16 protein-coding genes are annotated in these 14758 nt (G+C 65.6%); 7 read left to right on the forward strand and 9 right to left on the reverse strand.

Annotated features, from left to right (window positions below):
* Positions 1-267: hypothetical protein (locus tag AC1DXI_RS17315; RefSeq protein ID WP_476939627.1), on the forward strand; the 267-nt coding region annotated here is incomplete at its 5' end.
* A gap of 237 nt (positions 268-504) precedes the next feature.
* Here AC1DXI_RS17315 and AC1DXI_RS17320 read toward each other — a convergent pair.
* A complete protein-coding gene (locus AC1DXI_RS17320) occupies positions 505-1755 on the reverse strand; it encodes a plasmid pRiA4b ORF-3 family protein (RefSeq protein ID WP_476939628.1) in 1251 nt (416 codons plus the stop codon).
* Between the two features lie 112 nt (positions 1756-1867).
* Between AC1DXI_RS17320 and AC1DXI_RS17325 the strand changes: the two genes are divergently transcribed.
* The 3 genes from AC1DXI_RS17325 (at position 1868) to AC1DXI_RS17335 (ending at position 2954) form a co-directional block, all read left to right on the forward strand.
* Positions 1868-2173: a DUF1905 domain-containing protein gene (locus AC1DXI_RS17325; protein WP_476939629.1), complete on the forward strand. Its 306-nt coding sequence runs from the start codon at positions 1868-1870 to the stop codon at positions 2171-2173.
* A gap of 119 nt (positions 2174-2292) precedes the next feature.
* Positions 2293-2559 (forward strand): type II toxin-antitoxin system Phd/YefM family antitoxin, encoded by a 267-nt coding sequence (locus AC1DXI_RS17330; RefSeq protein WP_476939630.1) that lies wholly within the window; start codon positions 2293-2295, stop codon positions 2557-2559.
* Positions 2556-2954 (forward strand): type II toxin-antitoxin system VapC family toxin, encoded by a 399-nt coding sequence (locus tag AC1DXI_RS17335; RefSeq protein WP_476939631.1) that lies wholly within the window; start codon positions 2556-2558, stop codon positions 2952-2954. The genes AC1DXI_RS17330 and AC1DXI_RS17335 overlap by 4 nt, the downstream gene beginning before the upstream one ends.
* 49 nt (positions 2955-3003) lie before the next feature.
* Here AC1DXI_RS17335 and AC1DXI_RS17340 read toward each other — a convergent pair whose 3' ends face one another.
* The 4 genes from AC1DXI_RS17340 to AC1DXI_RS17355 all read right to left on the reverse strand — a co-directional run bounded on the left by AC1DXI_RS17340 (position 3004) and on the right by AC1DXI_RS17355 (position 5377).
* The gene (locus AC1DXI_RS17340; protein WP_476939632.1) at positions 3004-3471 is read right to left on the reverse strand and encodes a hypothetical protein; all 468 of its coding nucleotides are present in this window, start codon (positions 3469-3471) and stop codon (positions 3004-3006) included.
* A gap of 274 nt (positions 3472-3745) precedes the next feature.
* On the reverse strand, positions 3746-4213 hold the full coding sequence (locus AC1DXI_RS17345; protein WP_476939633.1) for a hypothetical protein: 468 nt from the start codon (positions 4211-4213) through the stop codon (positions 3746-3748).
* A gap of 265 nt (positions 4214-4478) precedes the next feature.
* The gene (locus AC1DXI_RS17350; protein ID WP_026538474.1) at positions 4479-4820 is read right to left on the reverse strand and encodes a YciI family protein; all 342 of its coding nucleotides are present in this window, start codon (positions 4818-4820) and stop codon (positions 4479-4481) included.
* Between the two features lie 170 nt (positions 4821-4990).
* A complete protein-coding gene (locus AC1DXI_RS17355; protein ID WP_476939634.1) occupies positions 4991-5377 on the reverse strand; it encodes a VOC family protein in 387 nt (128 codons plus the stop codon).
* Positions 5378-5569: 192 nt separating this feature from the next.
* On the opposite strand from AC1DXI_RS17355, the gene AC1DXI_RS17360 reads away from it, so the two are divergent.
* Positions 5570-6049 (forward strand): hypothetical protein, encoded by a 480-nt coding sequence (locus tag AC1DXI_RS17360; protein ID WP_476939635.1) that lies wholly within the window; start codon positions 5570-5572, stop codon positions 6047-6049.
* A 148-nt stretch (positions 6050-6197) separates the two neighbouring features.
* Here the strand turns inward: AC1DXI_RS17360 and AC1DXI_RS17365 are convergent, their stop codons facing one another.
* Positions 6198-6374: a hypothetical protein gene (locus tag AC1DXI_RS17365; protein ID WP_476939636.1), complete on the reverse strand. Its 177-nt coding sequence runs from the start codon at positions 6372-6374 to the stop codon at positions 6198-6200.
* Between the two features lie 318 nt (positions 6375-6692).
* On the opposite strand from AC1DXI_RS17365, the gene AC1DXI_RS17370 reads away from it, so the two are divergent.
* Positions 6693-8543, forward strand: a complete 1851-nt coding sequence (locus tag AC1DXI_RS17370) for an AfsR/SARP family transcriptional regulator (protein ID WP_476939637.1) — start codon at positions 6693-6695, stop codon at positions 8541-8543.
* Positions 8544-8628: 85 nt separating this feature from the next.
* Positions 8629-8811 carry a PspC domain-containing protein gene (locus AC1DXI_RS17375; RefSeq protein ID WP_028275253.1) on the forward strand — a complete coding sequence of 61 codons (183 nt, stop codon included), beginning with the start codon at positions 8629-8631 and terminating at the stop codon, positions 8809-8811.
* A gap of 198 nt (positions 8812-9009) precedes the next feature.
* Here AC1DXI_RS17375 and AC1DXI_RS17380 read toward each other — a convergent pair whose 3' ends face one another.
* The 3 genes from AC1DXI_RS17380 to AC1DXI_RS17390 form a co-directional block, all read right to left on the reverse strand.
* Positions 9010-9213: a cold-shock protein gene (locus AC1DXI_RS17380; protein ID WP_011690916.1), complete on the reverse strand. Its 204-nt coding sequence runs from the start codon at positions 9211-9213 to the stop codon at positions 9010-9012.
* 200 nt (positions 9214-9413) lie between these two features.
* A complete protein-coding gene (locus AC1DXI_RS17385; protein ID WP_476939638.1) occupies positions 9414-11312 on the reverse strand; it encodes an O-antigen ligase family protein in 1899 nt (632 codons plus the stop codon).
* 73 nt (positions 11313-11385) lie between these two features.
* On the reverse strand, positions 11386-14298 hold the full coding sequence (locus AC1DXI_RS17390) for a hypothetical protein (protein WP_476939639.1): 2913 nt from the start codon (positions 14296-14298) through the stop codon (positions 11386-11388).
* Between the last annotated feature and the right edge of the window lie 460 nt (positions 14299-14758).

The following is a 14758-nucleotide window of genomic DNA, read 5'->3' on the forward strand; positions in this document are numbered from 1 at the left end:
AAATTTGAAACCAGCCAAAAACACCAGACCACACCACGGGGTGGCGGGCCCGGCAAATTCAACCAATTCAATACAATAAATTGGTATCAACAAACTTGGCACACTATTGAGTTCTCAAACAACAGACACACCCGGCACCACCACAACCAACATTCAGTCGCGGATCGCTCCGGAGCAACTTTCCAAACTTACCCGATCCTGGAAGTCTTTGCAAATTCGCATTTCTGCGATTTGCATTCATCCAAGAAGGTCCCCGCCGTTATTTAGCGCGCAAATTTGCGAACCATTTTCAGGCTGTTTAGAAGGGGGTCGGTCGCTTTCTTTCCGCATCAGCGGCGGCGACTCGAATTACTTTACACGCCGGGAGGACCCTGCACAAATCGGCCCCTCGAAGGGGTCCCATGGCGTCATATTCCCCGGAACCATGCGGATTCGGGCCCGCCGCAGCCGCCCCCAAAGGCCAGCCGGCCGGCGTCGGGCTTTTATGGCGTGGGTCACACGCGACTATCGGTCTCCCAGCAGCGCTTGAACCTGGAGGAGAAACTTCAGGCCGCCGTCGGTCAGGTCCTTCTCCCTGAGAAGGAAGCGTGGGGCGGGGACCGTGAGCTGGAGGCAGTCCAGGAAGTGGCGCACGGTGCGGTCGATGTCCCACGCCCACTGCTCCGGGATAGGGTCGCCGGAGCGGTTGACGAAGCCTGAGGCCTCTAGTGCAGTGAGGATGACCTCGCCGCGAAGGGTGTACGACGGGGCGACTCCCTGGATCAACCAGTACGCCGCAAGCCTGGTCATGAGTTTCAAGGCGTCGTTCTCCGGGGCTCCGATCGTCTGCACCATGTAATCCCAGAGTTCGTCGGGTTCGTCCAGACCGATCTTGCCCATCGGTCCGAGCACCATCCTGCCGTTGCGCTTGCGCAGGAGCTTCCAGTCCAGCAGGTGCAGGCGGAGGTTGAGCACGTCCTTGGCGTTGACTTCACGGTTGCCCTTGCCCATGAGGTCGTCATGCCAGCCGAGCTCGTCCAGCGCGCGCCGGACCATCGCCGGTTTCAGATAACCGGAATTCGTCAGCTCCAGCCCCTCCCCCGCAGATCTCTCGAGGAACCACCTGATGGGACGGAGCACTGCGTCGCGCTCGTCCTGGGTGAGTGGCCGCGGCCAGAGCTGCAGGCCTAGCCGTTCGAGCTTCCGGTTGACGGCGTCAAGATCGAAGGCTTCGGCGTCGAACGCAGTGGCCCGTTCACCGGTGACCTCCGAAAACCACGTGGCGGCGTCGTAGAACTCCGGGTGTTTCTCGTTCGCGAGTACCTCCGCCAGCCGCCGGTAGCCGCCGGGACCGCCGGAGTCCTCCACCGGCCCCCGGTTGCCGCCGTCCACGCACGCGATCGTCCCCTCCTGAACCAGCGCCGGCCCCACGAGCTCCACCCTGTGAATCCAGGTGTCGCCAAAGTCGTATTCGTACTCGAAGTCAGCGTGTCCGGCTCCCTGAGCGTCGATCAGTTCAAAGAGGACGACGCCGGAAGCCGGCTCCGCTGCAACATCCTCCGCTGCTTCATCGGGACCAACGATCACGCGGGGCTCACCGGTGCGGTCCAGGCACCGGACGCCGTAGAGATGGCGGTTCCGCCATCCGAACGCGCACTGGATGGCCTCGTGGAACTGCGGGACGGTGACGGTCTCCGGGACCAGGAGTCGGCGCCAGATCTCGGGCTGGGTTCCCTGGATGCTGATCCGTAGGTCGTAGGCGGGGACGGTCTGCATGCTGGCCATCTTGCCAGAGCTCCAGTACCGTCCGTGCACCAGATTTTGGCGTTGTGGACATCTCCGGCCATACAGCAGCAGGCGCCCTCGCCCCGCGTGCCATACTCAGAGCGTGACGACGTCGTACGCGTTCCGTGCCGAGCTGTGGCAGTACCCCGACCAGGCCGGCTGGCACTTCATCACGTTGCCGCCAGAACTGGCGGAGGAGTTCAAGGACCAGGCAGCACCGTTTCGCAAGGGCTTCGGTTCGGTGAAAGTGAGCGCCTGCATCGCCGGGCAGCGGTGGCAGACGTCGCTCTTCCCGGACAACAGGAGCGACTCCTACCTCCTCCCCGTAAAGAAGGCCATCAGGACCGCGGCCGGCATCGGCGCCGGGGACGTGGTGGACGTGGAAGTCGCCCTGATTTTAGAGGGTTGAGCACTGCGGCCGCGCGGCGATAGTACGCAGAAAGCGCAGCCATCCTCGATAGCCGCCCCGGATCCGCGAACCCCTTTCGCGCCGCCCTGGCCGTTGCTACGATTGCTACGGAGGCCGTCATGACAACAATTCCGCACCGCGAGTTACGCAACCAGAGCAGCAAAATTCTTGAGCGCGTGAAAAACGGCGAAACCATTGATGTGACGAACAATGGAGAAATCGCCGCCATTCTCATTCCGCCGTCGGTTTCCCCTTTCGAGCGCCTGCTCTTGTCGGGTCAAATCAGGCCGGCCTCCGGGGGGGCCGTTGATTTTCGGTCCCTGCCGCGGGTCAGTTCAGCGAGCTTTACTGCGGATATCCTGACCGACGTTCGCGGGGACCGTTGATCCTCTACGTGGACACCTCGGCGGCCCTCAAACTGGTTGTGGAGGAAACGGAATCGTCTGCTCTGGCGAAGCACCTCGCGGCCGCCGTGTCCGGCGGCGACCAGCTGGTGGCTTCCATGCTCCTGCACACGGAGCTCCACTGCGCAGCGCACCGTCGCGGATTTCCCGGCGAACTGGTCAATTCAGTCTTGGGCGGAATCAATCTCGTGGACGTGGCGCGCTCGGACTTGATGTACGCGGCCGCCTTGCCCGGCCGGCTGCGCAGCGCCGATGCGATTCATTTGGCGGCGGCGATCCGGCTCCAGGCTGACATCGTGATCGCCTACGACGCCGAACTGCTGGCTGCAGCTGTGGACGCCGGCTTGAACGTTTTTTCCCCGGCCAGCCGGGACTGAACGCGACATAGGCCACGAGGCACCCGGGGCCTCCGCAGCTCGTGCGGGCTCACCGCGCCGGCGATGCCTCCACGAAAGCCACTTGGGTGGCGTATTGCTGGTAGAGCTTGACGGCCTCATCGATCTCGATGTGGCCGAAGTTCAGCGAGACCTGCAGCCCCTCCAGCTGGGCACTGGCGGTCTCGGCCGCGCTCACACGGTCCGCCACCGAACGGGACGTGGCAAAGTTCGTTGCCAGCGCCGCGGCAATTGAACAGATCACCGCCAGCAGACACAGCCCGCGCCACACCACCGAGTCGTCGCTCAGGTTGAAGATGTTCGCCACCGCTTCAGTGAACCCCGTGCCACCGGCGGCGGGGCCAACCGTGAACGCGGCGGCCAGCGCACTGCCAACTATGCTGATGCTGGCCAGCCGGGAGCGCCGTGGTCGTTCCCGGCCGAGGTAGGACTGAAGGTCCCGTTGCTTCTCGTCGATGCGGTTGGACAGCCTTTGCCGCGTATCGGATGTTTCGTCCATGACCTGGTCCCCGGTTCCCTCGCCGATCGTGTCTGCACGCCTGGAAAGTGGGATCCGGCTGCCAACCGTCCACCGGTTCCCCCGGGTTGCCCCAGCCAGGGCGGGATCTCCCTGCCCCGTCGCCGCTCTCCTCCCGAAACGCGCACACGTTTAGGATGCTCCCGCGCCACTGCAGTGTCTAGACACTTGACCCAGACGGCAGGTCAAAACCGTCGACGTCGGTATTCCGCCGCCTGCCCGGGCAGCCCTGGTGCCCCGGGGTCCCCCGCCGCCGCTATTCGCTCGTCGGCGCCTTCACGTCGGCTTCCGCGTGCACGGCGGTCTGGGTGGGAGGTTGCCAGATTGGCGTGCCGTCGACGGAGAGGTCGGCCGGTGGGGCAGTCACATGGGCCGTGATCTCCTGGGCTTGGAGTTCGTCCACAAGGATGCGCAGCATCTCGTCCGCCATGCCTGCCGCGAGTTCGCCTTTGGTGTCGGTCCAGATCATCGGGCCCAGCTCGGTCAGATAGACGTCGGAGATGTAGTTTGGCGTGTACTGGGGGTATTCGCCGGTCATTTCCTCGGGGGTCAGTTCATTACCGAACTGATCCACCGCATAAAAGCGCTGTGCCGCGGCGTACAGTGCCCTGGCTGCCTTGTCCTCGTCGTCGGACACGACAAGGAACGCGGGGGACGTTTCCCAGCCCTGGCCTAGTCCTTCCTCGTATTTCTCTCCCTGCTGGTCGAAAATGTCAGGTGCCACGGTTATACGCATCGCGCTATTTCCCTTCAGGTTGCCGTCCTGGGCCGTCGGCTGGCTCGTCTGAGGGGTCGGGGTTGAGGGGGCCGCACGCGTGGTGGGCGAAGTGAAGGCCGGAATCAGTTGCATGGATCCGGAGCATCCTGCCAGCGCCATGCCCAAAGCCACTACTACTGCCCCAAAAAGATGTCGTCTTGACATGTATTTCTCCCCCCGGCGTCTACCAGCCGAGGTCAGTGTAAGCCTCACCCACCGCCGCGCAGTAGACCTAGCTTGCGGGGTCGTATTGGAAAGCCCGCACCTCCTGCGCGCAACGGCAGGCGGCCGCGATCTTCGCGGCCCACTCCAAGGCCGCATCGTACGAGGGCAGCTCCAGCACCGAGTAGCCGCCCTCGAGCTGCGTCGTTTGCGGGTAGGTCCCCTCGCGCACGGTCCCATCGCCGTCGACCATGACGGGCGGGATGCCCTCATCGATGCCGCCGCCGAACACCCAGACCCCGGCGTCCTTCGCCTCCTGGACGACCGCGTGCGACGCATCCGAAACGGCCTGCAGCTCCTCGTCCGGGAAGACCATGGCGGCACTCGGAAACGAGATCAGATACTTGGTCATTATGTCGACTCCTTCTTCGCGGCACGCTGGATCGCAATCATCCTCGCCGATGCCCTCGTGCCGCGCAACGATCCAGGCGGTCCCGCGGAGGCCGGTGCCCGTTCACGAATCCGCCTGCGATCGGCCGGCTCCTTCTGCGTCACGGTGGCCGTGACGGCAAACCTGGGACGTCATGCAGCCCCCGATCCGTACGGGCGCGTGATCGCCTCAAGGAAATGCCCGTCAGGATCCGCGAAGTAGACGCCGCGTCCGCCGTCGTTGTGGTTGATCTGCTGTGGGCGGGACCGCCCCGGGTCCGCCCAGTACGGGATGCCCTCGGCCTGGATCCTTGCGAAGATTCCGTCGAAGTCCTCCTCGCCGACCAGGAAGGCGTAGTGCTGCGGGGCGATGGGTGGGGCCGACGTGGCGAAATCGAGGGCCACCCCGTGCTCAAGGGGCACGGTCATGAACGACCACATGGCCTGGGGTTCCGGCAGCCCGAGCACGTTGGCCAGGAACTTCGCCGACCGGCGCTTATCCGTTGCGTAGACGATGGTGTGGTTGAAAGCGACCGTCATGGCGACCTCCTCCTGGGTGGTTGTCTGAGACCATCTGACATCCGGCACTCTTCAGATTTCAAGAGCGCCAGCTACCTCCCTGGAACCTTCATGACGCCAGTCTCAGCAGGGGAAACAGGCTGCGGTCACGACCGCGGCCCGTGGCCCGATCCTCGAGCGGGAGCCCTTGACGGGCGCTGTCATACTGACGCCATGGCAATCCGAATGAAACGGGATGGAGCAGTCCTGCTGCGGTACGGTGCCGCGGCTGTCCTGCTTGTCGCTGCCCAGCTGGCGGGCTTTTGGTTCTACTCAGCCGGCAATTACCATGGCACCGCGAACGTTCCGCTCGCCGAATTTCCGGAGGATGTGGACGTTTTCTACGTTCTGACCTTCGCTCCCTCCATCATCGGACTCAAATACCTGCTCTACGACGTCGCGGTTAGGGCGTTTACCAAGACCTACCGGACTCCTGCGCTGCTCGTTTGTTTCTTCGTCGGCTATGCGGCCGCATTGGCCATCGACGTGGCATGCCTATTTTCGGCGTCGAAGCCAATAGCCGATGCAGGGTTCGCCATCATGGGCGCGATTTTCCAAAGTCCGTTGGTCCTCTTCGCATTTGGGACCGCAATCGCCGCGACGGTCCTCTTAAAAGACCGGCCTCCTCAGACCGGGGCTACGCAGGCCCCGTGAACGTACGCGGCGGTCACCCGAGCAGCGCCGCCACGCAGCGCTGAACTCCCCAAAGGCACCGCACGACGTCGGGCCTGACCCCCGCCTCCCATGCTGGAGGTGGGGGTCAGGCCCGTGCGGTTATTGGCGTGCGGCTGCCGGGATTCAGTCAGCCCTGGAGGGACCGCAGGGACGCGTACGGTTCGCTGGGCAGGTTGCCTGCCATCCAGGAGCGGGTGGACCGGATGGGAGGGGTGTGGCCCCGGCCGTCGCGGACGACCGCGACGATGGTGGCGACGGCTGCGAAGACCAGGAGTCCGGCGAGCAGGAGAGCGGCAAATTCCATTTGAAGAGCACCTCGGGCGAGTGATGGAGCTGGTTGTTGGGGCTGATGGTGGATCAGGTTGTTGGGCCGGAATCCCGGGCGATCGGTGCGGGTTTAGGTTTGCGGCGGGGGTTCGGGTTTCCGGTCCTTTTGTGGGGACATGTCCAGTTTCCGCACTCACCGTGTGAGCCACCGTGTGAGCATTCTCCGCTTTGGTTTTCCGCCCGCTTCCCGCTCCCTTCGGCTCCGATCACGCGCCGGTCAGGCACCGGCTCTCCCCCGCCGCACGCTCGCCGTCCACCCCTCCCGCACGCCCGCTGGCGGCGTAGCATGACTCATATGGCCGAGACTTGGATTCGGCTCCTCGGTCCGCCCCGGATCGAGTCCGCTAACACCGCACCCCGGCAGCCCCGGGGCCGCAAGGCCTGGGCTGTGCTGGCCTACCTCGCGCTGCAACCGGGCGGCACCGGCCGGGCCCGGACGGCGGCCCTCCTGTTCCCCGACGCCGAGGATCCCCTCGGTGCCCTGCGCTGGAACCTTTCCGAGCTGCGCCGGACCCTCGGCGCGGAATCGGTCGGCGGCGACCCGCTGCGGCTGGTGCTGCCGGCCGGCTGGAACTGCGATGTGCTGGCGGCCCTGCAACCAGCCGCCGGCGCCGACCCCCGCACCTTCGACGGTGAACTCCTGGAGGGTCTCACCTTCGAAGAATGCCCGGCGTTCGAGTCCTGGCTGGAGGACCAGCGGCACCGGCTCGAGAACTCTGTCTTGACGCTGCTCTACGAGGCATCGCTCGCCGCGCTGGCGGCCGGAAGGGCGGACGACGCCGTCGACCTCGCCACCCGCGCGCTGCACCTGGACCCCTTCAACGCCGACTGCCACGCCGTGCTGATCAAGGCCCTGCTCGCGCTGGGTGATTACCGGCGGGCGCGGGAGCAGGCCGACAAATGCCGCGAGCTCTACCGCCGGGAACTCGGGCTCGGCGTGCCTGCGGAGGTGCGCCGGGCACTGTCCGACGCGGCGCCCACAGCCGAGCCGGGGCTGCCGGCCAGTTCGGCCGCGGTGCGGTCCTATCTTGATGCCGCCGAGGCCTCGCTCTCGGCCGGCTCCGTGGACCGCGGGCTTGAGCAGTTACGCCTCGCAGCTGAGATCGCGCAACGGACCGGCGACCATCATCTGCTCGCCGAATCCCTGGTCACCTTGTCCGGGGCGCTGATCCATCAGGCCGGCGGCCGCGGTGCCGAGGTGGCCGATCTCCTGCACCGAGCTTTGCAAACAGAGGCCCTGAAGTCAGAAGGGTTGGACCCGGAGTCGCTGGCGGCGGGGGGACGGAACCCCGGGCGGCCGGCGTCGCGGGTGGCGGCGGCCGCGTACCGGGAGCTGGGGTACCTGTCTGTGCAGCGGGGCATTCCGGACCGTGCGGCCGGCTGGCTGGAGCAGGCCGCCCGGGCGGCTGACGGGTTCGACGACGAACGCTCCAGGATCCTGGCCATCCAGGGTATGGCGGCCTCGGACACCGCGCACTACAGCGAGGCGCTGGCGGCCCTGGCCGACTCGATCCGGCTGGCCAAGGTCTCGGGCGGCCGCCGTCTTCTGGCGTTCAGCACAGCCCTGGCCGGCCGGGTGCATCTGCTGCGCGGGGATTTGGAGCCGGCGGCCGAGTGCCTGGACCGGGCCCAGGACCTGATCGCGGCCGAGCACTGGACGGCGTTCGAGCCCTTTGTCGCCGGGCTCCGCGGCGAGACGTTCCTTGCCGCCGGCCAGCTGGACGACGCCGCTCCCCTGATCGACCGCTCGTGGGTGATGGCCGACGTCGCCGGCGACCATTGCTACCTGACCCTGGCCGCCGGGGCCAAGGCCCGGCTCAGCATGGCGCTGAACGATCAGGCCGCGGCCGAATCCTGGCTGAAGCGGGGCCTCGACACCACTCCCTGGTATCTCTGGTACCGGGCGCGGCTGCTGGACACGGCCGCCGAGGTCGCGATCGACGCCGGCTCCCCCGCCGCCGGGGACTACGCCGACCGGCTGGGCACCATGGCCAGCCGCGGCGCCCTGCGCGAACTCGTGGTCCGGGCGCACTCGCACCGGGCGGTCCTGGGCGACACCGCCGCCGCGGAGACCATCCCGTGGCTGGCCAAGGACATCGACAACCCGGCGCTCAACACGTACCTGGCGCGCCGCGGGCAGCTCTGACGCCCGGCTGCGGCGGGCTGTGGAGCGGGCGGCAGGGGCGAAGATTCCTGCTGACTCGGCGGGCGCCTAGTGCTACGGTAGCGAAATGTCAGCAACCTTGGTTCGCCCCAGACGCGGCAAAATCTTCGCAGGCGTGTGCGCTGCCTTGGCCGACCGTTTCGAAGTCCCCCGGGCTTTTGTCCGGCTCGGGTTCATGTTCTTCGGCCTGTTCGGCGTGGGTGAGTTCGTCTATGTCGCGTTGTGGATCCTCATCCCCCGGGACGACTAGCCGCAGACTTGTGGTGCGGGACCGGGCGCGGGAGCCCTGGCCGGCATGAGGACTGCGACGGCGCCGTGGGCGGACGACGGCGGGCGCGTCGCCGTCGTCGTACTGCTCTTGGAAGCACAGGTGGGTTAAACAAAAGCAGGGCCCGTCCGAAGACGGGCCCTGCTCGAAACCTAACGGTCCCGGGTATCTAAAAGGAAATTAGATAGCCTGGATGTTGGTGGCCTGGGGACCCTTGGGGCCCTGCTCGGTTTCGAAGGAAACCTTCTGGTTCTCTTCGAGGGAGCGGAAGCCGGAGGAGTTGATCGCAGAGTAGTGTGCGAAAACGTCCTGTGAGGAGTCATCGGGGGAAATGAAGCCGAAGCCCTTTTCAGCGTTAAACCATTTGACGGTACCAGTAGCCATTATTTTTGTCCTTCGTGAAGGTGGAGGAACTGTCCCGACTTTCGGGTCCTCCTGTTTGGGGTGCTCAAAACCGCTGCTTCAGAAGAACAAGGTCTTGCAACCTTGCGTACTGCCTGAACTACGAACTGCATAAACACAACAACAGGATCAACTGTACAGGACGTTTGGTGGCTGAATTACCACACCCCCATTTGACCCGTTTAGCGAAGGCTGAGCGCATCCGCACGCGCCTGCGCCTGCCCCGCCGCTTCCGGATCACCCAGCCGGTCGTAGATCCTCGCCAAAATGGTCCAGGGGTCCGCCGAGGCCGGCGCACGTTCCGCCGAGGCGGTGAGATCGGCCAGGCTGTCCTGGACGTTGCCGAGGCCGAAGTTGGCGACGCCACGTTGGAGATAGGCAGCGGAGTCGAAGGGGGAACGCTCAATGATGTGGTCGAGTGTGTCCTTGCCTTCTTGGAGGCTCCCGCTGTTGATGTAGCCGATGGCGAGGGCCAGGCCGGCCTCGGATGAGCCCGGCGTCCGGTCCAGCGCGATGCGGGCCCATTCGATGGCGTGGTTCGCGGCGATGGCGTCCCCGTCTGTGGCCGGGCCAGTGAAAGCCTGGGCGGCCAGCAGCGCGGTGTCCGAGTCCCAGGGCCGCAGGCTATAGGCACGCTGGAACTGGCTCTCCGCCGTCGCCAGGTCTCCGGCCGCGACGGCGGCTACACCCTCGGCCATCGGCCATTCGGCGATCGCCGCCGGCACTGCGATGCCCAGCCCCAAGGCCACGAGCAGCGCCGTAGCCACCGCACCGGCCGGGAAGGTCTTCCAGGTCCTGACCGCGGGACTTGCTTTCGCGGGAGCTGCCTTGGCGGATCGCCGGACCTGCGGCACGGCCGCCCGCGACGTCGCCACCAGTCCCCCGCAGATGAAGGCCGCCACGGGTGTGGTGGCCGGCGAGGTGAACGCGGTGAGGAGCATCAGACCGTACGCGGCCACGGCAGCGAGGGCGCCGGTCAGGTTGTCGCGGTCAACTCCCGGTGCCGAGGTGCGGATGCTGTCACCAGCGCTGCGCAGAATGAGGAAGGCCAGCACCGCCGCCGCCAGCAGCAGCGGAAGTCCGCCCACTGCGGCGGCCTGCAGAAGCCATGAGTGCGGCGAGTCCGGCGGGAACGTGCCGCCCACCCTGACGGCCCACTCCAAGGTGTGGAAGCCCGTGATGGCATCGACAAATCCATTCGGGCCGACGCCGGTCCAGGGGTGCTCGGCGACGAGCTTCAGGCTCTCGTCCCACAGGAGCCAGCGGCCGTTGACCGTATCGGCGCTGAAGAGCCGCTCACGCGCGGTTGGAATCACGAAGGCCGCAGCGCCGAGCACCAGGAGCGCGGCGCCGCCGGCCGCCGCGGCCCGGGTACGGCCGGCCGTCCGGATTGCGGCCGCTACCAACACAAGGACGACGGCGGCCAGGCCGAGGATCGCTGCACGGGAACCGGACAGGACCGTGGTCAGGGCCGCCGCCGCCAGGCCGATGCGGGCTGGCCAGTCCCGGCCGCGCAGGGCCGGCAGTGCCAGCACCGCGGCCGCCAGGACTCCGATGATTCCCTGGTCCGTCGCGTTGCCCAGGGTGGCCCCGGGGCGCAGATCCGCGGCCCCGCCCAGGGGCCGCAAGCCTGCTGCCTCGAATGCACTGATGAAGCTCACAATCACCACCGCCGGGGTGAGCGCGGTGCGGAAAATGGCCCAATTCCGGGACCTGCCCGCCCCGCCGAGGACCTTGGCGCCCAAGGCAAAGACAGCGATGTACAGCGCGATGACCAGTGCGCCTTCATACCGTGGCCAGCGTCCCAGGAAGCTGGCCAGCGGGTTGGCTGCGAATGCTGCAGAAATGGCCAGCACAACGGCGGCGGCCCAGAGGGCCCGCCGGATGCCCTGGGGCAGGCGGCCTCCGGCGTGGACAAGGGCTCCGATTCCGACGGCGGCCAGGAGCCAGGCCACCTTCATCCAAGTGAACCGGAACAGCCCGCCCGGCTGGAAGACCAGGACCGAGCACGCCACCAGCCACACACAGGCCCGGGGAGCGAAGACCCGTGCCCTTTCCAACGTTTGGCTTGGGAAGGGCACGGGTCTCCTTGGGGATCTTGCTTTGTAGGGCTGGTGATGCGCTCTGGTGCGGCGGCCGCCGCGCCCGGGGGTCCTAGACGGCGGTCACGGTTTTCGTGGCCGCGCTGGTCTTGGCCGTTGTCGTGTAGCCGGCCTTGGATCCGGTCACCTTAACTGTGATCGTCTTGCCGACGTCACCGGACGTCAGGACATACGTCGCCGCGGTCGCCCCGGCGATGGTCACCCCGGACCGCTTCCACTGGTACGCCAGGGTGACCGGCGCCGGACCCCACGTGCCGGGAACCGCCGTCAACTTCTGCCCGCTCACGGTACGGCCTGTGATCGTCGGGACCGGCGCAGCCGTCAACGCCAAGGGTGCCGTGACGGCCTTCGTGGCCGCACTGGTCTTCGCCGTGGTGGTGTAGCCGGCCTTGGACCCGGTCACCGTGACCGTGATCGTCTTGCCGACATCACCGGAGGTCAGGACATATGTCGCGGCCGTCGCGCCGGAGATGTTCACTCCGGCACGCTTCCACTGGTACGCCAACGTAACCGGCGCCGGGCCCCACGTGCCGGGAACCGCCGTCAGCTTCTTCCCGCTCACGGTAGTGCCCGTGACCGTCGGAACCGGCGCGGCCGTCAACGCCAAGGGTGCCGTGATGGCCTTGGTGGCGGCACTGGTCCTCGCCGTGGTCGTGTAGCCGGTCTTGGACCCGGTCACCGTGACCGTGATCGTCTTGCCGACATCCCCGGACGTCAGGACATACGTCGCGGCCGTCGCCCCGGAGATGGTCACACCGGACCGCTTCCATTGGTAGGCAAGGGTGACCGGCGCCGGGCCCCACGTGCCGGGAACCGCCGTCAGCTTCTTCCCGCTCACCGTAGTGCCCGTGACTGTCGGAACCGGCGCGGCCGTCAACGCCAACGGCGGGGTGCCGAATGACAGGGTGCCCATGCTGGTCGTTTTGCCGACCGTGACCGCAACCGGCTTGGCGCTGGCCTCGGCGGCGACGTTCCCGGAATAGATCTTCGATCCGTCCGTGCCGGACTGTGCCACGACGAAGTACTTCCCGGTACTGAGTCCCGTGATACTGAACTTTCCGCCGGCGTCGGTCATCCCAATACGGGTGGTGAGACTTCCATCGCGGGTGTAGGCCTGCATTCGGGCGTAGGGCAGAAGTTTGCCCGCCTTGTCCGTCACTGTGCCGGCGATCGAGCCGCCGGTGACCAGGGTGGCGTTGATGTTCGGTACTGACGTGACGGCGCCGACGGTCACCGTCTGGGCTGCGCTTACCCCTGCCGATTCGGGCTTGTTGTTGAAGAACTGCGCCTCCGCGAGCGAGGAGCCGCTGGCCCGGTTGAATGCCACTTTGTAGGATCCCGCCGCGAGACCGCCGATGCTGTAGGTCCCGTCGGGGTTGGACGAGCCGTCCCTGACGACTGCCCCCGCCGTATCCAGGACGCTGACGGGGGTGCCCGTGGTGCCGCCGCCGGTGATCTTTCCGCTGATGGTGGAGCCCTTGGCCAAGACAGGGTTGATGCCGGTCAGGTCCTGCCCGGCCGTCACCGTCAAGGTGCGGGCCGTTGCGAACGAGACCCCCTTGTCGAACCACTGGTCGACTGCGCCCGTGTTCCACCCGGAAACGAAGATCTTGTAGGATCCGGCAGCCAATCCCGTTACCTGATAGGTGCCGTCCGGCTGAACATAGCCCCGTGCAACCTGCGCTGTTGATGAGCCGGTGGCGAAGACCTTCACGGTGGTCATCGCGACGGTGACGCCGGGATAAATGACCTTCGTGAGCTCCACGCCGGCGGGGGCGGTGATTTTCCCGCTTATGGTCGCGGCCTTGACCAAGGTGGCACTGATGCCGGCCAGGTCCTGCCCCGCAGCTACGGTCACCGCAGTAGCAGTGTCGAAGGAGGACGCGTTCTTGTACCACTGCTCGATGAATCGGCCTGATCCGTCGCTAAAGGACACCTTGTACGATCCCGCCGCAAGGCCGGCGATCTTGTAACTGCCATCCGATGCCACGGGCAAATACTGACGCGGACCGTCCTGACCGTTCAGTGCCGTCGAAGTGGCGTTGACGTAGATTCCGGATGGGCTGGCGCCGGGGGCCGTGACCGTTCCGCTGATCGAGGCACCCTTCACGAGGGTGACGTTAATCCCGGTGAGGTCCTGGCTGGTTGTGACGGTCACCGCAGTGGCAGTGTCAAAGGAGGATGCATTCTTGTACCACTGGTCCAGTGCGCCAGTATTCCAGCCCGAGAAGCGGAGCTTATAGGATCCCGCGGTCAGGCCGACGATCTTGTAACTGCCGTCCCCCGCCACGCTGGATTGGACTACCTGGCTTTGTGACGCTGTCGGAGAGGCATAAACATAGAAGTTGGAAAGACTGACGCCCACCGGGACCGCTACTTTTCCGCTGATCGTGGCGCCCTTGACCAGCGTCGCGTTGACACCGACGAGGTCTTGACCGGCGGTGACTGTCACAGCTGTGGCGGTGTCAAAGGAGGTGGCGTTTTTATACCACTGATCCTGGAGGCCGGTGTTCCAGCCGGAGAAATTGAGCTTGTAGGATCCTGCCGGCAGCCCGTTGATCTTGTAGCTGCCGTCGGCGCTCACCTCGGACTGGCCCTCCTGGCGCCGCGAGGCCGCCGACGAGGCAGACACAGATAGGTTAAATGAACTGACACCGGCCGGAATTGTGAGTTTTCCGCTGATCGTGGCGCCCTTGACTAGCGTGGCATTAATGCCGGTGAGGGCTTGCCCGGCGGTGACGGTCACGGCGGTGGCAGTTTCATAGGATGCAGCGTTTTTGTACCACTGATCCTGGGCACCGGTATTCCAGCCGGCGAAGTGGAGCTTGTAGGACCCCGCCGGCAGGCCAGTGATTTTGTAGCTGCCGTCGGCTCCGACGCTGGACTGGCCCACCTGCATTTGGTACGTCGTCGTCAAGGCGTAAACAGATATGTCGGCGAGGTTGACTCCGGTGGGAGCCGTCAACTTCCCCTGAATGGAAGCCGTTGCCGTATCGGCTGCGGTGGCCGGGACGGTACCCAGCATCATTAGTATCGCCAGCACTGCACTGATAAGGGCAGGCAGGCGGAATCTACTCGTCATTGCGAGCATGTATTTCCCCCAAGTTCATGCGTCAGCGAATGCTGCGCAACCAAAGTCTGCTGAGTCAGACTTTGCAAATAGTAACCCGCGATCTGGGAATTGACTATCTGTTGCTCGGCCGGCACTCCGGACTGGGCGCAAATGCAAATTGTCGGGATTTACTGCGTACGAAATTGCCGTGACAAAAAAGGCCGTCTAATGGAACCCGTATAACGGACCAGGACGTCGCTGCTCCTGGGTTACCTCTCAATGGTGCCCGCCGTAAGCTGGCTCGCAACATGTGTGCGGACCGCCTGTTCCATGCCCGGCCGCGGGCATATCCTGCAGGAAGACCAGTCCGTGA

The sequence above is a fragment of the Arthrobacter sp. P1_H7 genome (assembly GCF_056405215.1).